Source organism: Mucilaginibacter sp. dw_454, assembly GCF_018449775.1.
In the GTDB taxonomy this organism is placed as follows: domain Bacteria; phylum Bacteroidota; class Bacteroidia; order Sphingobacteriales; family Sphingobacteriaceae; genus Mucilaginibacter.
Map to the genome: position 1 here is coordinate 74,638 of NZ_JAAVVB010000006.1, position 21,129 is coordinate 95,766.

The 21,129-nt window shown below is 42.0% G+C and carries 12 protein-coding genes; all 12 read left to right on the forward strand.

Annotated elements, in window-relative coordinates; all coding sequences use genetic code 11:
• The first annotated feature begins 38 nt into the window (after positions 1-38).
• The 12 genes from HB679_RS17000 (at position 39) to HB679_RS17055 (ending at position 21,117) form a co-directional block, all read left to right on the forward strand.
• Positions 39-1,214, forward strand: a complete 1,176-nt coding sequence (locus HB679_RS17000; RefSeq protein WP_214073216.1) for an ATP-binding protein — start codon at positions 39-41, stop codon at positions 1,212-1,214.
• A gap of 31 nt (positions 1,215-1,245) precedes the next feature.
• On the forward strand, positions 1,246-2,538 hold the full coding sequence (locus HB679_RS17005) for a TolC family protein (RefSeq protein WP_214073217.1): 1,293 nt from the start codon (positions 1,246-1,248) through the stop codon (positions 2,536-2,538).
• 27 nt (positions 2,539-2,565) lie between these two features.
• Positions 2,566-3,672 carry an efflux RND transporter periplasmic adaptor subunit gene (locus HB679_RS17010; protein WP_214073218.1) on the forward strand — a complete coding sequence of 369 codons (1,107 nt, stop codon included), beginning with the start codon at positions 2,566-2,568 and terminating at the stop codon, positions 3,670-3,672.
• A gap of 29 nt (positions 3,673-3,701) precedes the next feature.
• Positions 3,702-6,845 (forward strand): CusA/CzcA family heavy metal efflux RND transporter, encoded by a 3,144-nt coding sequence (locus HB679_RS17015; protein WP_214073219.1) that lies wholly within the window; start codon positions 3,702-3,704, stop codon positions 6,843-6,845.
• A 314-nt stretch (positions 6,846-7,159) separates the two neighbouring features.
• Positions 7,160-7,705 carry a GNAT family N-acetyltransferase gene (locus HB679_RS17020; protein ID WP_214073220.1) on the forward strand — a complete coding sequence of 182 codons (546 nt, stop codon included), beginning with the start codon at positions 7,160-7,162 and terminating at the stop codon, positions 7,703-7,705.
• Between the two features lie 10 nt (positions 7,706-7,715).
• Entirely contained in the window at positions 7,716-8,834 is a 1,119-nt protein-coding gene (locus tag HB679_RS17025) for a M20 family metallo-hydrolase (protein ID WP_214073221.1), read from the forward strand.
• 573 nt (positions 8,835-9,407) lie between these two features.
• Complete coding sequence (locus HB679_RS17030) at positions 9,408-10,346, forward strand: pentapeptide repeat-containing protein (RefSeq protein ID WP_214073222.1); 939 nt, start codon at positions 9,408-9,410, stop codon at positions 10,344-10,346.
• Positions 10,347-10,514: 168 nt separating this feature from the next.
• Positions 10,515-11,375: an AraC family transcriptional regulator gene (locus HB679_RS17035; RefSeq protein WP_214073223.1), complete on the forward strand. Its 861-nt coding sequence runs from the start codon at positions 10,515-10,517 to the stop codon at positions 11,373-11,375.
• A gap of 86 nt (positions 11,376-11,461) precedes the next feature.
• Positions 11,462-11,833 carry a hypothetical protein gene (locus tag HB679_RS17040; RefSeq protein WP_214073224.1) on the forward strand — a complete coding sequence of 124 codons (372 nt, stop codon included), beginning with the start codon at positions 11,462-11,464 and terminating at the stop codon, positions 11,831-11,833.
• Between the two features lie 531 nt (positions 11,834-12,364).
• Positions 12,365-14,578 (forward strand): hypothetical protein, encoded by a 2,214-nt coding sequence (locus HB679_RS17045; protein WP_214073225.1) that lies wholly within the window; start codon positions 12,365-12,367, stop codon positions 14,576-14,578.
• A gap of 36 nt (positions 14,579-14,614) precedes the next feature.
• Positions 14,615-15,049, forward strand: a complete 435-nt coding sequence (locus HB679_RS17050) for a hypothetical protein (protein ID WP_214073226.1) — start codon at positions 14,615-14,617, stop codon at positions 15,047-15,049.
• Between the two features lie 29 nt (positions 15,050-15,078).
• Positions 15,079-21,117 (forward strand): hypothetical protein, encoded by a 6,039-nt coding sequence (locus HB679_RS17055; RefSeq protein WP_214073227.1) that lies wholly within the window; start codon positions 15,079-15,081, stop codon positions 21,115-21,117.
• Positions 21,118-21,129: the final 12 nt, after the last annotated feature.

Below are 21,129 nucleotides of genomic sequence, written 5' to 3' on the forward strand. Positions count from 1 at the left end.
GTCTCATCCCAAAGCAAACTCATTTAATACACAAAGATATGCTGCTAAAATTTACGTTAGCTAACTATCGGTCGTTCAAAGAAGCCGTTTCCCTTTCCCTTCAAGTACCATATGCCGGGCAGCCAGCAGAAAATATTTTGTGCGCAGGTGCAGATAGGCTGCCTGTTTATGCCTTCAAATCCATGGTTTTGCTGGGGGCTAATGCTGCCGGTAAAAGCAATCTGTTCAACGGCTTTAGCCTGATGCGATCTTTGGTTATGAATTCGGCTGCTGACACGGCGGGCTCAAACCTGCAAAGCATCGAGCCATTCCGGTTAAACACAGAAACGGAAAATAAACATAGCCTCTTTGAGTGTACCATGCTCATTGGTAACACCTGCTACCGGTACGGGTTCAAGTGCAATAACAAGGATATTCACTCTGAATGGCTTTACCTGACCGAAAAGCGCCGGGAAGAAATGGTATTTATCCGGACAAAAAATGAGTATGAGCTAATCAAACGATTTGCGCCGTCCGACAAGCATAAAATGATAATGCTATCTGAAATGACCAGAAGCAACGCGCTGTATCTTTCAGTATTGGCACAGTTTAACATCGATTTTGCATTGCAATTACACCAATGGTTCGCCGGGAATATTGTATATGATGGCTCCAGTCTGGAAGATGATATAAACTATACCGCCCAATTGTTTGCCCACCCGACTTACAGGCCATTAATGAATGAGATTATCGATAAATCCAGCCTTGGCTTTAAGGTAGTTGAAAAACAACTCAATGAACCTGCGGGAAAATTCAAAGTAAACTATACGCAATATAACGCCAGGAACAGACCCGTTGATAACGTTTTATTTGAGCTGGGCAGGCAGGAGTCATCAGGAGCACGCAAGCTGATTGGTCTATTGGGCCCACTGGTTGAGGTATTGATTAATGGCGGAACTTGCTGGATTGATGAATTTGATGCCAGGCTTCACCCTTATATTATTACCATGATCCTGGGCTTGTTCAATTCGACAAAATATAATAAGAATGGCGCCCAGCTCATAGCTGTTTCTTATAATCAGCAGATATTAAAAAAATTGGAACCGCATCAAATCATCTTTATGAATAAGGATAATTATGGGGCCTCTTCTCTGGGTGCGTTATACCATGAGAACTCCGATTTCAAACCAAACGGTATTTATCTCAACGCAGAATCTGAACTGATAATACTATAACCCCCGCGGCTATATTAACTAAACTATAATCATGCTAATTAAACTTTGCAAAATAGGATTGCTTTCGGGATTAATGTTCCTGTCGGCCGAAATAAACGCGCAGGCGCAACCGGTGAGCGATACACTTAAACTTACCGTGAAACAGGCCGAAGACCTGTTTTTAAAGAGCAACCTGCAACTGATTGCCCAACATTACAATATTGGTATTGCGGATGCTCAGGTAATAACGGCTAAACTTTTTCCGAACCCTGATTTCAGCATTGCTACTGCCTTGTATAATACCGATACCCATAGGTTTTTTGATTACAGCCCTGGTCAAAGCGAATACTCCGGTGGTATCTCTCAACTGTTTACAACTGCAGGGAAACGGAATAAAAACATACAGCTAGCTCAGATAGGCGTGGACCAGGCGAAATATCAGTTTTTTGATTTGTTGAGGACACTGAAGGCTTCCCTGCGTAGTGATTTTTTTGCAATCTACTTTCAGCAGGAATCCGCCAAAGTATACGATGCTGAGATTAATACCTTACAAAAGATACTTAAGGCCTACAAAGAACAAAATGCAAAAGGTAACATTTCTGAAAAAGATGTTTTGGGTATCCAATCACAATTATATTCATTGCAGGCCGAACTGGCCAGCCTGGTAGCAGGGATTGATACATCCATAAGCCAGCTCCAATTACTAATCAGGGCAAAGCCCGGAACTTACATTCAAGCGGAATATAATTATGAACTGGATGGCAGAGATCTCTTGGCCACAGTGCCTTATCAAAAACTGCTTGACTCGGCTTATAGTAACCGTTACGATTTGAGATTGGCTAAATCGGCCGTAGCATACAACGATATCAATTTAAAATATCAAAAGGCGCTTGCCGTCCCCGATTTTAATCTTTCACTGGGGTACGACAGGCGCGGCGGAACCGTTCCGCATTTCACCGACCTGGGAATCGAATTTAACCTGCCATTTTTTAACCGCAACCAGGGCGGCATTAAACAAGCTCAATTAACCATAGACCAGGGCAAAGTGCAATTACAGGGCCAGCAAGATCAGGTAGAAAATGATATAGCTGTTAATTACCTAACTGTTTCGCGATATGAAAAACTCAGTAACAGTTTCGATCCCAAATTTAGGGAAGATTTTACCCATCTGATAAAGGAGGTGGTTAAAAATTATGAAGTGCGGAACATCGGACTGATAGAGTTTTTGTATTTGTACGACTCGTATAAAACAAACGCGGTACAGTTAAATAACATCCGGCTAAGTCGTGTCAATGCGCTCGAGCAGCTCAATTATGTTACCGGAACACCTTTTTTTAATCAATAATCATCCTAATTATTTATAGATATCCCCATGAATAAGACCATTAAAAACAGCATAAGCATCCTAACTGCATCTTTTATGCTCTTAAACCTGTTTTCCTGCAGGCCAAAGGAGCAGCACAGCGATGTACGTGCGCCTTATGTTATTCCTGATTCAACACTTCGGACACTGGCGATAGATACTGCAAAAATATCTAACATCAGCTATGCCATTAAATTTAACGGCATTGTAGATTACAATACCGACAAAGTTGCCAACATATTTCCGCTGGTAAGTGGTAATATCCAGGATGTACGTGTAATGCCCGGCGATTATGTACATGCCGGCCAGGTATTGGGCACCATTAGAAGCCCTGAAGTTGCCAATTACAACGCCGCCCTGGTTACAGCCGAAGCAAATGCCCGGCTTAATGCCAAACTGCTCGACCAGCAAAAGGAACTGTTTAAAAGCGGCCTGGCGTCGCAGGTGGATATCACCACGGCCGAAGTGGCTTATGAGCAAGCGGTTGCGGCCAAGATAGCAGCAGAGAAAATATTGGCTATCAACGGTAATAATAAAAGTGGCGATTTTCAGGTTAAATCGCCCGTTAATGGTTTCATCGTTCAAAAAAATGTAACAAACGATATGACTGTCCGCACAGACAACGGAGGCAACATGTTCACCGTTTCTGATTTGAAAGATGTATGGGTACAGGCCAATGTTTACGAAAGCAATATAAACAGTGTCCACGAAGGCGATCAGGTCGAGGTAACCACAATTACATACCCCGACAAGGTTTTTAAAGGCAAAGTAGGTAAGTTGATGAATGTGCTGGATCCAACGACAAAAGTGATGAAAATGAGAGTGGTGCTTGACAACCCGGGCTATGCATTAAAACCACAAATGTTTGCAACCATCGCAATCAACAACATTGTAAATAAACAGGCCACAGCTATATCCAGCGGTGCGCTGATTTTTGATAACAGCCAATATTATGTGGTTATTATAAAAGGGAAAAATAACGTGGAGATAAGGCCGGTATCGGTGATAACCAACAACGGGAAAACGGCTTATATTAAAAGTGGGTTAAAGCCTGGCGACAGAGTAGTAGGCTCAGACGCGCTGCTGGTTTACTACTACAACGCGTTAAATAGTTAAACAGAAGATTATTAAATAATCCATAGATTATGAACAACTTTTTGAGAGGCATTATTAGCCTCTCCTTAAAAAATAAGTATCTCGTTTTATTTCTTTCAGGGGTATTAATTATAGCTGGGATAATAACTTTTAGGGAAATGCCTATAGAGGCTTACCCTGATGTTACCAGTACCCAGATAGTAGTGATTAGCCAATGGCCGGGTCAAAGTGCCGAACAGGTTGAAAAACTGGTTACCATCCCTTTGGAGATAGCCCTTAACCCGGTGCAGAAAAAGGTGAGCCTGCGTTCTATCACTGTTTTTGGATTGAGTTTGATAAAGGTAGAATTTGAAGACGGCGTAACTGATCCTGAGGGGCGGCAGCAAATAATGAATTTATTAGGCAATGCCGATTTGCCAGGCGGTGTCAGCCCTTCGGTACAGCCCCCCACAGGCCCCACCTGCGAAGTATTCAGGTACACCCTTAAAAGTTCTGTAAGGGCCCCAACCGAACTAAAAACCATGCAGGACTGGGTGATAGAAAGGCGCTTAGAGGCCGTTCCGGGTGTTGCTGAAGTCGACGGCTTTGGCGGGAAATCAAAAATGTATGAAATAACGGTCGACCCGGGAAAACTTGCCAGCCTGGGACTAACCCCATTAGATGTATTTACGGCCTTACAAAAAACCAATGTTAATGTTGGTGGCGACATCATCACGGAAAATAACCAGGCCTTTGCCGTAAGGGGGATCGGCTTATTGAAGGATACCCATGATATAGAAAATGTCATTGTCAGTAACAACAACGGCGTACCGCTGCTGGTGAAGGATGTGGCTACCGTATCCCTGACAAATGTGCCCAGGCTGGGCTGGATAGCGCGGGACAACGCAATAATTCATAAAGATGGCAAAAGAGAAACAGCGGACGAGGAAGACGTTGTACAAGGCATCATCGTGATCCGTAAAGATGCAAACCCTACCGTAGTAACCAACGCGGTTAAAAAGGAAATTGACAACATCAACAATAATATACTGCCGGCTGATACCAAATTAATACCTTTTTACGATAGGACAAATCTGATAGACTACGCCACCCATACGGTGTTGCATAACCTGATTGAGGGCATATTGCTGGTAACCTTGCTGGTTTCATTGTTCATGTTTAATTGGCGAACAACGCTCATTGTTGCTATCATTATCCCCATGGCACTGCTCTTTGCCTTCATTTGCCTGCACATTATGGGGATGTCGGCCAACCTGCTTTCGCTTGGCGCGGTAGATTTTGGGATTATTATTGACGGGGCCGTCGTCATGGTGGAGGGTATGTTTGTGGTACTCGATCATAAAGCCCGTGAAATGGGGATGGACCGTTTTAACAAAATGGTTAAAACAGACTTGATCACAGATAATGGCGCGCAGTTTGGTAAAACCATCTTTTTTGCCAAAGTGATCATTATCACCGGATTGCTGCCGGTGTTTGCCTTTCAGCGGGTAGAAGGAAAAATGTTTTCGCCACTGGCGTATACCCTTGGCTTTGCATTGCTTGGCGCTTTAATTACCACGCTTACCCTGGTGCCGGTGCTTATCAGCATGCTGCTTAATAAAAATGTACATGAAAAGAAAAATCCTTTTGTACATGGTTTAACCAGCTTCATGCTGTCGGGTTTTACAAAAGCCTTCAAATACAAAAAAACTGTAGTTACGCTGTCCTTAGTCGCAATGGCCGTCGGCTTATATAGCTTTAAGTTTTTAGGCAGTGAATTTTTGCCCAAACTGGATGAGGGCGCGATATGGTTAAGGGTGGAGCTGCCTTACAGTATATCGCTCGACAGATCAGTAGAAATGGCAAAACAAATACGTAAAACATTGCTGACTTTTCCGCAGGTGCAGTCTGCGATCTCGCAAGTTGGAAGGCCCGATGACGGAACAGATGTTCAGGGCTTTTACATTGATGAGTTTAATATAAAGCTGTATCCCGAGGATGACTGGAAACCAAAGATCACGAAGGACGAACTCATCAAACAGATACAGGCGAAATTTCCAAACCTTGATCTTAACTTCTCTCAACCTATTGAGGATAACGTGGATGAAGCGATCTCGGGTGTTAAGGGTTCTATTTGCGTAAAAATATACGGCGATTCATTAAATTACTCAGAACCTAAAATAGCGGAAATTTACAACATATTAAAAGGGGTGAGGGGTATGGACGATCTGGGCGTTATAAAAAACACCGGCCAGCCCGAAGTAGATATTACCCTTGACCAGCAAAAGATGGCCCAGTATGGCGTGGCCAGTGCCGATGCAAATACAGTAATTGCCATGGCTATAGGCGGCCAGGCGGCTTCTACTTTATATGAAGGCGTAAGGACATTCGACATCAGGATCCGTTTCCCTGAAGCATACCGTAAAACAACTGGCGATATAGGCAACCTGCTGGTGCCTACGGCAAGCGGGGCAAAGGTGCCGATAAAGGAAATAGCAAGTATAACAAGAAAAACAAGCCTTTGTTATTTGCTAAGAGAAGGGAACGAGCGGTTCGCCACCCTTAAATTTGCAGTGAGTGGTCGGGATATGGGCAGTACTGTTGCCGAGGCGCAGCAAAAAGTAAACGCAAAAGTCAAATTGAAACGGGGATACCGCATGGTGTGGCAGGGTGATTTCGAGAACGAGCAGCGCGCACGAAAACGCCTTATGCAGGTAGTGCCGATAAGTCTGGCGCTTATTTTCCTGTTGCTTTTTGTCATGTTCAGGAATTTTAAAGACGCCTTGTTGGTGTTCCTGAATGTGCCATTTGCTATAGTAGGGGGTATTATTGCATTGATGATCACAGGGACTAATTTCAGTATTTCGGCAGGTATCGGATTTATTGCACTGTTTGGTATTTGTATCCAGGATGGGGTATTGCTAATGACTGTTTTTAAACAGAATCTCGAAAAAATGAAAGGGCAGGAGCAATCGCTTTATGCCTCAATGAAACTTGGCGTAAATTCAAGAATAAGGCCGGTTATGATGACGGCGCTTATGGCCGCTATTGGTTTGTTGCCGGCCGCAATTTCTCATGGCATTGGGTCTGAAAGTTCAAGGCCACTGGCAAGGGTTGTAATTGGAGGTATCCTTTGTGCGATGGTATTCAGCCTTTGGGTTTTCCCACTCATATTTGGATGGGCTTATAGAAAATCTGACGAAACTACCAGGTAAAATAAATAACAGAATTGTTTTTAGCGGATGTTAAAATCAGCATCAATCTGCAGCCATTTATATAAGATATAAACAACCCCTGATCAGGATTTCCAGTTAAGAGTGCGGCCAAAACCGCACTCTTTTATTTTGATAAAAAAGGTTTTCAAATTGATAGTGTTTTTAAGTCTACATCCAGGCCGTTAAATAAATTTTATGGGTTTAAACGCTTTAAAGCACATAATTGACCTTAACAAACCAAATGGGCATTCTTTTGGCACCAACATAATTACAGTTAAAGGCAATTAGTGTCGCGACTGAAATAAACTTTATAAATGGACGAAGAACGAATAATTGTGAGGTCAGCCATACCGGCTGACGTGGTTTTTGCAGACGAAATTATCCAGGAAATGGAAAGTTCTGCTATAGTAAGAGGCTCTGGGATATCAAAAAGAACAGCCGCCTCAATAATAGAAAAAATTGATACGGGTAAAGCCATCGTCGCTTTGACAGAGCAGGGAGAGTGGGCCGGTTTCTCTTATGTTGAATGTTGGGACGAAGGTAAATTTGTATCGAACAGCGGTTTGATTGTATCGCCTAAGCATCGAAACCAGGGTGTTGCCTCTGCCATCAAAGAGCAAATATTTGAATTATCACGCAGAAAATATCCCGAAGCGATGGTGTTTAGTATCACCTCAGGCGCAGCCATCATGAAAATGAATACAAGGCTGGGTTTCGAGCCAGTTACGTATGCAGATATAGCGCAGGAAGCGCCCTTTTGGGATGGCTGCAAAAGTTGTGTTAATTATGACTTGTTGCAGAGCACCGGCCGTGTTAACTGCTTGTGTACCGCCATGCTTTTTAATCCCAATAAAAATTAAGCCGATCATCATGTTACAAGAAATTAAAAACTCATTTTCCAACCAGGAGGCATCCAGGTTGGAAGACGATGCGCTTTGGTTATTAAAAAGACTGATAGCTGTACCTTCAATGAGCGGTAATGAAAGTGAAACCGCCGATTTGATCCATGCATTTATGGCAAAGCGTGGGATAGCAACTCAACGCTTACACAATAATGTTTGGGCTTTCAATAAGTATTACCAACAGGATAAACCCACCATCCTGCTTAACTCTCATCACGACACCGTAAAGCCTAACGGTGCATACACCAAAAATCCATATTTCCCTGAAATTGCAGGGGCGAAATTGTATGGCCTCGGAAGCAATGATGCGGGCGGCTGCCTGGTAGCTCTAATGGCAACTTTTATTCATTTTTACGACAGCCCTAGCTTGGCTTATAACCTGTGTTTTGCAGCTACTGCCGAAGAAGAAAACTTTGGCCCGAATGGATTAAAGGCGTTGTTGCCAGAATTGGGCAAGCTTGACTTTGCCATTGTTGGCGAGCCTACCGGTATGCAATTAGCCACTGCAGAAATGGGCTGTATGGTACTTGATTGTTCGACCCATGGTATTGCGGGCCATGCTGCCCGGAACGAGGGCGATAACGCCCTATATAAGGCGCTCGCAGATCTGCAGTGGTTCGCCAACTACCAGTTTCCCAAGCAATCAGCTTTTATGGGTCCGGTTAAAATGACGGTTACCCAGATAGGTGCCGGCATTCAACATAACATAGTCCCGCATGAATGCCATTTTACCGTTGATGTTCGGTTAAGTGATTGTTATACCCCTGATGAGGTTTTGGGGATCATTAAAGAGCACACACATTGCGAGGTTGAAGCCAGGCCCGGCATATTCAAGCCGTCTTGTATGAATCAGCTGCATCCGCTGGTAAGGGCGGGAATGAATATCGGCTTAAAAACCTACAATTCTCCTACCAGTTCTGACCAGGGCTGGCTAGAAATACCATCGTTAAAAATGGGTCCCGGTGATTCGGCCCGTTCGCATATGCCCGATGAGTATATTTTTACCTGTGAAATAGCAGAGGGAATATCGATTTATATTAAGCTGCTGGACAGTCTGCTATATTGTTTGATCCACAACCCCGAATAAATAAAGAGCATCTAATGAGAAGACTACATTTTGCGGTTACCCTGTAGACACGGAAAAAACTTACTTCTTACCTGGTAAGCCAGGATAACAAAATACAAAATATGCTGATGTGATGTAGTATTGGCCCGAATTTCTTTCATTTTCAATAAGTAAAACTGATGTTTGTAGGTTCATAACCTGCAATAAAGCTGATACTTCTTGTACAAATGTTATATGATCGTGCCTTTTTGCTTAAAGGCATCCTATTAGCGGTAAGTGATCATTTCGTGATATTACAAAATGTAATTTCCCTGGTCCGACTAATGGCAATCAGCCATTGTCATGTCAATTGTGTTAGCTTATCAGAAATCCTCGATTCTAGGCTTTAAAAAGATTTTTTAAATATTCGACCCTTTAAAGGCAATGAAAACATGCATCAAAATGAAATATTAAAAAATCATCTCGATGCATGTTATGTTTGTTAAATAACAACTATAAGTAGCATAAATACAACTATAAGTATCTGCATTTTTTTGATTCTGGAAATACGGCCGAATACCTTTGCTGTGTCGAACCAAATAAAAAGATTTTACTATGCTAAATACAAAAACGATCGGTAATAGAATTACCGAAGCACGAAAGAAAAAAAACATGTCCCAGGTCGAACTTGCCGGGTTTCTATTTATCAGCCCGCAAGCAATAGGAAAATGGGAACGGGGAGAATCAAGCCCTGATATTATTACATTTAACCGGCTCTCGGAAATCCTGGGCGTTGACCTGAACTATTTTTCGGAAAACTTCCAATCTGCAGACGATGAAAATGTTACTAAGCAACCCAGTGACAATAAACAAAGTGCACAGGATATTGCTAACCCCTCTGGCACGCCGGAGCGCGGGGTGCAGATCAATCTCACTGCGGTCAACCTGGATGGGAGTGACTTCGCAGGTGTTATTCTCCATAAAGGAAAATTCAAAGCAAGCCCGTTGCGTGGTACCGACTTTACCGGCGCAGATTTGAGCGGAAGCTTATTTGAGGTCAGCAATGCGCAGGAAGCCAATTTTGACTGTGCAAATCTTACAGACTGCACCTTTTCCATCACTGACCTTACGGATGCGAGCTTCCGCAAATCCATCCTTGTCCGCACCGATTTCAACAAGTCGTCATTGGCCGGTACAAAATTTAAAGATGTAGAACTAACCAGTGTGAAGCTAACCATGATCGACCTTAGACAAACCATCTTCGAGAACTGCATTTTTAACGGCGTGGATTTCAAATATTCTGACCTGCGAGGAATGCGTTTTGAAGGGCATACCTTCATTGGTGTCCAGTTTGACAAGTCTGCGCTGAATGATGTTTCATTTACGGGGGCGACGCTCAGGAACGTATCATTCCGCCTGCCTTTTTCCGTAACAAACAAATCTTACCGGGCTTTCAAAACCGTCTGCTTTGACGGTGCGATAATGGATAAGCTAACCTATGCCGGGCTTAAGGGCCTATGGGTCGTCGATTTGTCAAAAGTTATAGTTATTTAACTATAAGGAAGAATGAATATGCATAACATGGAATCCCGGTGACAGGGTTATCAGAGAAATTTATAAAGGAGAGACCCAATAAATAAGTGGACCAACTTCAATAAACATGTGTCATAAATAAGCATTCATTTAATTGTTTAAATTTGCTAATCTCTAATCTGAAAGGCATTGGTAATTTATAATCTTCCTGACGATTTCAATTCAGCAGAAGAGCAAGGCAAACCGGTTATCATCCGTTCTCACCAGTCTTCTACCCGTTCGGCGAATAATAAAAGCATCATTCATCAAAACATGGTCGATATTATCATAGCCGGGAAAAAGACAATTATCGATGCTTACAATATTACATCACTTGAGGCTGGCGAAATAATGATCCTTTCTAAAGGCAGTTCTCTCATCTCTCAGGCACTCCCGCAACAAGGCCCTTTTCATAATCTGGCGATCTATTTTACCAATGAAGTATTAGCCGACTTCTGGATCAAATATACAAGCGGGAGTAATGGGAGCTTAAAAGAGAATGCCAAACAACCTTTTATCACTTACCATCAAGATGTATTCATCCGCAACTTTGTCAATTCAGTTTTGCTTTTATTAGAATTACCGGCGAAACTATCAGATCAGCTTAAACTACTCAAGCTGGAAGAACTATTATTATATCTGTTTCAAACCAATCCTGAAAAATTACAATCGTTATCGATGATCGCAAAAGATAACGAGGAAATGCAATTACGAAAGGCAGCCGAAAGCCATATTACAACCCCGATCTCATTGGATGAATTAGCGTTTTTGTGCAATACCAGTCTTTCAACTTTCAAGCGTAAGTTTTTAAATATCTATGGCACATCTCCCCAGCGATGGTTAACCCGACAAAAAATGCATCTCGCTGCTAATCTCCTGAAACACCCGCAAGAACGCCCCGGCTCGGTCTATGCACAAGTTGGCTATGCCAATCAGTCGAGCTTTATTCTTGCCTTCAAAAAAGAGTACGGAGTTACACCAAAAGAGTATCAGTTGAGAAATTTGAGCTGATGGCTAAATAGTTTGACCTTTTGGCATTAAGCGACAGGTTAAATACCTGGTAACTTTGGCCTATTATTTAATCAAATTTAAAAGCTATGTCAAGGCAAATTAAATTACCCCAAGTTATCGAAACCTTTATCAAAGCAACTAATGACCATGACGGCGACACGTATCTCTCCACCTTTACAGAAGACGCCTTAGTCAACGATTTTGCCAGGAATTTCTGGGGTAAAGATCAAATCAAGAATTGGGCTGATAAGGAAATTATCGAGCCAAAAGTAACGTTTAAAGCAAACGGAATTGTTGAACATTACGGCGATTTTCTCGTAACCGCTCTTACCGACGGAAATTACGATAAATCCAAAGCTCCAGACCCAACCTATCTTGATTATTTTTTTACCGTTAAAAATGATAAGATCGTCAAAATGATCGTGATCAAAAACAAGGAAAAGAGTGCAAAAGTTTAATGGCCGGAAGGTTAAGCAGAAGCATTAGGGTAAATTAGATACTCGTATCGTTTTGGAAATCACCACGCCGCCGACCCTGTTAACTTGATAGCCGATAAAGGTCACTGAAGAAAAAACCGGTCCTGGAGTAAATTACGCTACTGCGATTGTATCAATAAAACAATAATTTTTGATGCCGGTACTTTTAAAAGTTGTTCTGGGATTAATTCATAGTTCACTAATCCCTTTAAGGCCGTTTTCTCTGTAATTATCTGATAATTATATGGTTGCGATATTTAGTCGCGAACGCCTACGGATTCGAACCTACTTGAAATAGAGTAGTCACTTTTAAATGTTGTTGTGATTTTCCATTTGACTCTTAGATAGATTCAGATATCATTTGTATTTGCACCCGTCGTCGTTAGCTGATTATAATCATAATCACAGTAGTATCAATCAATAATATAATGCGTAATTTATATTAACAACTGCTTGATTGTTTGGATATTACCGATTATATTTATATCGGTACGCGACTTAACCAATCTTATCATGAAAAAAATTAGCTCATTGTTCTGCGCAATGCTACTCATTTCCCAAATATCCTACGCTCAATGGGCCCAAATAGGAACAAGTGGCAATTATTCATTAAATTCCGGCCATGCTATCATTGGAGGCACCACCACCCCTTCGGCTTTTTTGCATGTCATTGGAACCACAGAGCAATTACGTTTAGCTTATGATCCTACTCATTATAATTCATTTACAGTTAATAGTGTAGGTAATCTACTCATAAATCCGACAGGTGGGCATATCGGATTAGGAACTATACAGATAGCAAGTACTTTATATAATAGTTTAGGTTTAACCGGAGGAACGACATCATATGGGTTTTATGGAGCTGGTACTATACAATCTGATGTAACCTCCACTGCTTATTATTTTCTTACAGGAACTTCTACTGTGGCAGCTTCATTTAATGTAGGTAACCTATACCACTTCAGTGCACAACAAGGAACCTTTGGTGCAGGCTCTACGGTTACTAATCAATATGGATTTGCAGTAGCGTCTACATTAATAGGTGCTAATAACAATTACGGATTTTATGGAGCTATTCCATCGGGGACTAACAGGTGGAATTTATACATGGCAGGTGCAGCTCCAAACTTCTTAGCCGGACAACTAGGAATAGGTACCAGTACTTTAACTAATGCAGCAGTAGATATTAATTTAGCAGGTATAGCTAATGGGACTACTAGTAGAGGTACTTATATACATCAATCGATCCCAGCTGGAGCTAATAATGGTAACTTAGTAGCATTAGATATAAACCCAACATTCACTAATCCAGGAACTGGTGTTCTAGCTACGTCTACATTAACTGGAGGAAGTGGGTACACCAATGGAACTTATACATTAGTTCCGTTAACAGGAGGAAGTGGAACCGGGGCTATAGCTACAATTGTTGTAGCAGGAGGTGCAGTTACCACTTTGAATATTACAACTAATGGTACAGGTTACACAGTAGCTGACGCTTTAAGTGCCGCTGCTTCTTTTGATGGAGTAGGTTCCGGCAGTGGTTTTAGTATTACTGTAGCTACAATAGGTTATACAGGTGTAACTGCTTATGGTATTAGAAGTCTATTAGGATTTAATTATTTTGTTGGTAACGTTGGTATTAACTCAACTCCTACCGGAAATGTATCGTTATATAATGCAGGTAGCTTAACTGCTAATGGAATAAGTACTACGGCTTATGCTAACTATACATCAAAAAACATTCAATCAGATGTTACTAACACTGCTCTTGGGTATTCAACCTCACTTAGTACTCAAGCAGCGTCTTTCACTTTAGGTAATCTATATCATTATGTAGCTAATCAATCAACGATTGGTGCCGGATCAACTGTGACAAATCAGTATGGTTTTGCTGCTGGAAATAGCTTAGTAGGAGCTACGAATAATTATGGGTTCTTCGGTAACTTAGGTGCGGGTACGGGTAGATACAATCTATACATGTCGGGTACTGCTGTTAACTATATGGCAGGTAATCTTGGATTAGGTGTATCGAGTCCCACAACAGCGCTTCAAATATCCGGAAATAGAACTCAGGCTGCGTGGGGCGTAGTAGGCGGCTACTTTTATGTAGGACAAAATAGTTTAATTGATAATTCAACGGCAGCAAATGCGTCTGTAAATAATAATATGGTGAGTAGTTTTGCTCAGGCAACGCTGTCAGCCACTAATTCAGGAATTACTTATGTTAATGCTTCAACGGTATACATTGCCGGACCGCCATTGGCAGGCACAAATACCACATTAACGCATAGTTATGCGCTATATTCAGGTTCCGGGACAAACTATTTTGGCGGTAACGTGGGCATTGGTACTACAACCCCACGCGAAGCGCTCTCAGTCAATGGCAACATCCGCTCTAAACAAGTAAAAGTAGAACTAGCCAACTGGCCTGATTATGTTTTCAAGCCCGCGTATTACCTGCCATCACTTGCAGATTTAAAAATTTACATCGACGCAAATCATCATTTACCGGACATGCCAACCGAACAGGAAGTAACTAAAGATGGTTTAAACCTTGGCGAAGTGGTAAAACTACAGACACAAAAAATTGAGGAGCTAACGCTGTATGTTATTCAAGAACAAGCAGAGAATGGAAAACTAAAAAAAGAACAACAAAACCAGCAACAGCAAATAGACCAGCTCAAAATAGAGCTAACGGCTTTAACAAAGGCATTGGCTAAAAATTAAAATAACTACTCAAAAGCACAACTAACGGCTATTAACATGAATTTCTATAGGAAGCAAATTTCAATCCTATTTTTAGGCGCCATTGCGCTATTCATGTTTGCATGCAGGCAGGGTAACCTATCTGCGCAGCAAATAATAGATAATGACCTGCTTATCCAGTTTAAAGAAATCAAAGACGGTCAGAAAGATGATGCCACCCATGATTATGCAGTCAGGCTCATTCCTGCCAAAAAACTAATTTCCAATAAAAATACAGCTTTGGTGTATAATATGGATAGCTGTTTTTATATAGTAGCGAATAACAAAAAAATTTATTCAGCTATAGTACAACCTATTGCTAACGGGGTAGCAGGTAGCTTTGAGTACCTGCTGTCATTTAATAGCAGTGATCTTAAAGCCGGTAAGTGGAACTTGATCTACCAGGACAGATATTTAAATCATAAACAATACAGCTTGAAACTTTTACCATAAATAACCGAATTACCTGAACCGCATTGTATATGATAAATCTTTTTACCAAAAGAAAGAAAATTGCACTGAGCTTATTAGCGATATGGGCAACAAATATGGTTACCCCAACTATATCTTATGCACTTACTTCTGGACCGGCACAGCCAGAAATCACTGGTTTTCAGGTTGCCGGGGTTACCGATATGGTTGATCTTCAATCCGGTAATTTAAAATATAATATACCACTGCTTGACATAGACGGCTATCCGGTTAATTTAAATTATCAGGGAAATACGGGTATCGATGATGAGGCTAGCTGGGTTGGGTTAGGCTGGAACTTAAATCCCGGAGCTGTTAACAGGCAGGTGCGCGGAATTCCGGATGATTTTTCGGGAGACATAGTAGAAACAGATCATTATGTTAAACCTAAAATTACAGTTGGCGGCAGGCTAACGGCAAAAGCCGAACTTTTTGGAATTCCAGCGGTGCAGGGAACATTCAGTTTTGGCATTTTTAGCGATAATTATACAGGTTTAGGCGCAGAGCTAGGCGTAAACGCAGGCATATCCTACTCCATGTCTAATGACGGTTCTCTTACAGCGGGGTTAGGTGCTGGCGTACTGTCTAACACGCAATCGGGCGTAGATGCTTCTGTCTCACCCTATATATCTTTGTCGGTTAAAGAAAATTCGACAGATAATTTATTTTTAAAAGCAGGCTTATCCGGCACCTTTGGTTATAACACACGTTCCGGATTAAAAGGGTTAACCTTAGGTGAAAGTTTCGGAGCTGGTAATTATGTAAAGAATGCCGAAGGCGAAACTATTAAAAGCGGGGAAGGTGACTATGATGTAGCCGGTTCAAGTATTACCTATAATACCGAACCCGTTTCTCCCTCCATCCAGGTTCCTTATACGTCCGATTATGGTTCATTTAGTTTTGATGTCGGTGGCGCGGCCATTGGCATATTCGGGTCGTTAGGCGGCACGGGTTATAAAAACGTGCGCCAGGTAAAAACCATTTATAACCCTAAACCAGCCTTTGGGTTCCTGTATGCCGAACGTGGCAAAGATAACCAGGATGCCGTAATGGACTTTATCCGCGAAAACGACAACCCGGTTATCCCAACCATACCCAATATTGCCATCCCTATACCAATGCCGGATAGTTGGTCATACACCAGCCAGTCAGGCAGTGGTCAGTTTAGACTATACCGTGGTGGCTCCGGAATTTTTTTTGATAACCAGTCCGAGGATGGCTCGACAGTAAGTACGTTGGGTGGCGATATTGGCCTGGGTTCCTGGTTTCACGGAGGAGTTACTTATTACAAACAGAATGCCGGCACCTCCACAAGTAAATGGACAACGAATAATAACTACCTGGCGAATGGGGATTTTCAGAACCCGTACTATACCAATCCTAAAGCGCAGCATGTTTATTTTAAACAGACGGGTGAAAAAACTTTAGAAGACCAGGATCTGGATAATCGATTGGGCGGTAGCCAGGCGTTAGAAGTGGCCACGCAATCCATGACCGCCAATTCAGAATTTCGAAATGCGGGTAACCTTAGCGGACCGTCTGCTATAACTATTTCCTCGCCTATTAAAAAAACATCGCGTCGGCCTAATCGTACGATGATCTCTTATTTAACCGCTGCTGAAGCATCACAAGCAGGTTTATATAAGACTATACCTGTTTATGGCTTTAACGATTCTACTAGTTATGTCAGGGATACGCTCCTTGCTGATCCAACCCACGTGAACTTACCCCGGGTTGATCCAACCGGTGTTGATTCTGTTTACATACATAAACCGCATCATATCTCTGAAATGACCGTAACAGACGATGGCGGCAAAAGATCAGTATATGGCATACCGGTTTATAATGTTTACCAGGATGAATATTCGTTCGCCATTAATCCGGCTACCAGAGACGCTAATAATTTGGTAGATGTGCCGCCGGGCATTTCCAGCCCCACGGGCGATCCTAATGGTATTGATAATTATTACCATAAAGAGCATAAACCATCTTATGCAACCAGTTATTTGTTAACCGCAATACTCTCACCAGATTACGTAGATAAAACCGGCGATGGGATTACTGATGACGATTTGGGTACCGCCATAAAATTTAATTACTCAAAACTGTCTCATTACTATAAATGGCGTACGCCTTATAGCCGGGCTACGCCAAACCGGGGCTTACTTGCAGATCCTGACGACGATAAAGGCACCATTGTTTATGGTAAAAAAGAAATCTGGTATGTGCAGTCCATCGAATCAAAAACTAAAATAGCTTATTTTATAACTCAAGATCGCCGGGATGGGCTTGGTGTGGCTGGTTGGCAAAATGGCAACAGGGACGTAAGCAATACACAAAAATGCCTTCGCGAAATCAGGCTTTATTCTAAAGCCGATATGACCAGGCCTATAAAAGTTGTTAAATTTCAATATACCTATGAACTGTGCCGGGGCATTCCAAATTCATTAGATGCAGGAAGTCTTAATTCAAAATTGGGGGGCAAGCTAACGCTTGCTAAAGTATGGTTTGAGTATGGTAATTCTGATAAGGGCAAATATCACCCTTACGTTTTTCAGTATAATACCACCACAAGCCAATATAATGGAGCCAGCACACCCCAATATGCTTATAACAGTACAGATAGATGGGGTATCTACAAACCCGCCACAGAAAATAGCAATATGCTGGCAAACGAGCAATATCCTTATACTAATCAGGATACCTCTTATACCAATCAAAACAGTGCATTATGGAAACTTAACCGGGTTACACTGCCTACGGGTGGTATCATAAATATCGCTTATGAGTCTGGAGATTATGCGTATGTACAAAACCAAAAGGCCATGGTAATGAGTAAGATAGAATCATTAATTGTTGACTCATCAAGTACAGACGCTACCCGGCCCCTAAATGCCATCAACGGAATAAGAGTGAATATAGGCACGGCTAATTTACCACCTGCCGGCGCCGACCCCACCACCTGGTTTAAAAATAATTTTTTGGACGGATCAAACTATATTTATACCAAGCTTTGTGTAAATATGGTAACCAGCAATTATACGGTTACCAACCCCATGCCTTATGATTTTGTGCCCACCTATTGCCAGGTAAAATCCGTTAGTATAACACCTGCCGGTAAAGCCAACATTATGTTGGTGCCTATAACAGAAAGCGGTGTAACTGTAAACCCTATGAGCATTTGTGCCTGGCAGCGCATGAAGAATGAGTACCCGCGTTACGCGTATCCCGGTTTCGACAGCCGGGTGCAAACTAATAATAACAGTGTTTTAGCAGCGGTAACAGCAGTGGCAAATGCCGCTAAAAACCTGAGCGAACTAGAACAAAGTTTTTATCAGAAAGCTAACAGCAGGAACTACGCAACAACAGTTCTACTTGGAAGCAGTTTTGTAAAACTTGGCATTACAGGTGCATCTAAAATTGGCGGGGCGGCACGTGTAAAGAAGATCCAGATCAGCGATACCTGGAATGTTTCTAATAGCGCAAACCCGGTATCGTCTTACGGGCAAGCGTATAGTTATACCACTACTGATAACGGTAAAACAATAAGCAGTGGGGTGGCCACTTATGAGCCATCAGTAGGGAATGATGAAAATGCTTTAAAACAGCCTGTGCCTTACATAGAAAATATTAAGGGAGCTATCAATAACTACTTTGACCTGGAAATGCCTTTTTGCGAATCATTATATCCTGCCCCAACAGTAACTTATAGTAAGGTAACGGTAAATGATCTGGACAAAAGCGGCAATCCGTCAACGGCAACGGGCTATATTGTAAACGAATTTTATACCACCAAAGATTTTCCGGTTAAGGTAACCGCATTGCCTGTTATCCCAAGTTCCAACCGGCCAAGTTCAACCTATTCCTTAACAAGGTCAGACAGTAAAGACGAACTCAGCCTATCGCAAGGCTATAGTGTTGAATTGAATGATATGGATGGTAAAACTAAAGCCACCACGGTTCTTGATCAGTCGGGTGCTGTAATATCTTCTACGGCTTACTATTATAATTCGCAAGATAATGGCGGCATAATGACCTTGAATAATAGCGTAAATGTTGTAGATCCCGTCACCTTGCAAATAACCAAAAAAGTACTGGGTCGTGATATAGATTTCTTTACCGATTTTAGGCAGCAAGAGTCCAATAACACAGGGACAACCATAAATATTGGTGCCGATGTTTTTCCGATACTTCCTTTCTTGCCATTTTTTGCAGTACCGCATCTCCCGGTTCATGACAATAATGATTACAAATTATTCCGCTCGGCATGCGCGATAAAGGTGATACAAAGTTATGGCATTCTCAGTAAAGTGGTTAAAACCCAAAACGGTTCATCCATTACCACTGATGACCTGGCCTATGATGCGTTAACCGGCGAGCCGGTAGTAACCCGCACACAAAACGAATTTAAAAAGCCCATATACTCTACCAATATCCCGGCTTACTGGATCTACAATGGGATGGGGGCTGCTTACCAAAATCTAGGGGTATCCTTCAGCGGATTTACCACCAATGCCAATGGCGAGATCTATAACGGCTATGTGAGCTATTTACATGGCGGAGATGAAATAGTGGACACCGGTACTGGTATCCATTACTGGGTGATCTATAACCAGGCGGCATCGGGCAGCGGTAATACCATGAAACTGATTGACCGTAACGGTAATATCAATGCTAGCTATAATCCTCCGGCATTGGTTAAAATAGTAAGATCAGGCTTTCGCAATATGCTCACGGCCGGAGCATCTACACTGGTAAGTTTGAATAGCCCGATTACAGTTGATAATCATTTGCAGTTGAATACCAATGGTGATTTGACGGCAATGAAGGTAATTAATGCTTCGGCGACTACTTTTGATGAGAGTTGGGCAGGGGCAGTTAATCAATGTGTAATTGATACAACACCGCCACCATTTTTTAATCTTAGGTATCATGTAAAATTGTCCGAATCGCCCGTAGTCAATCCCTACATCACAGGCTATCTTGGCAACTGGCGGCCTTATCAAACCAAAATTTTTCAGCAAAGCCGCAATTACGCGTTCTCAAGCAACTTAAACAACCAGGCTGTTAATGTAAAAAATGCAGGCTATATCAATAGCTTTTATTCCTATTGGTATGCAAACGCTGGGACCTGGACGGTAAACCCTAACGGCTTCCGTTGGATAACAGCTAACACAGTAACGCTATACGATAAATACGGGCAGCAACTGGAAAATAAAGATGCTTTAGACCGTTTCAGTGCTGCCAATTTTGATTTTAATGGCGAATTGCCTTCCGCCGTGGCATCCAATGCCATGAACCGGGAGATCTATGCGGCCAGCCTGGAAGACAGCCATTTCACTTTTGGCAATTCCGGCAATACGGATACCTGTAATATCCGGGAGTTTATACAGCCATCAACTCGCAAGTCAATTAAACAATTGGCAGTAAATACGATGTCGCACAGCGGTAATTATAGTGTGTTGTTACCGTCGGATGGTGTTACGCTGTCAACCATTATTGATACGGTTCATCAAAAAACAGTGTCTTACCTGGCATTTGATGGTCAAAAACAATACATCACACAAAATATAACAGGCTTGTACCCTAATGGGTTTGAACCCTACACTGGTAAAAAATACATTTTTAATGCCTGGACGAAAGACGGCTTTCCGAATGATAGATCCGTTCATATTGCATTAAGCATGAATAATATGGATGTTCCGCTGAAATGCAAAGCAGTAGTTGAGGGCTGGAAGCTGATAGAAGGCACCATGGACATGTCGTTGGTAATAGGAACTGGCGGTACGGTCAACTTCTCCATAATACCCACCGGTGGTACGGTATATGTTGACGACATCCGCATGCACCCTTTTGATGCGCAAATGAAAAGCTATGCTTATGATGATAAAACCATGCGTTTAATGGCCGAACTGGATGAAAATGGTTTTGCTACTTTTTATGAATATGATGATGAGGGATTATTGGTAAGAGTGAAAAAGGAAACCGAAAAAGGCATCATGACCTTAAAAGAAAGCAGATCAACCTATAGACGCAATACAACGCCATAATTATTACAGCAG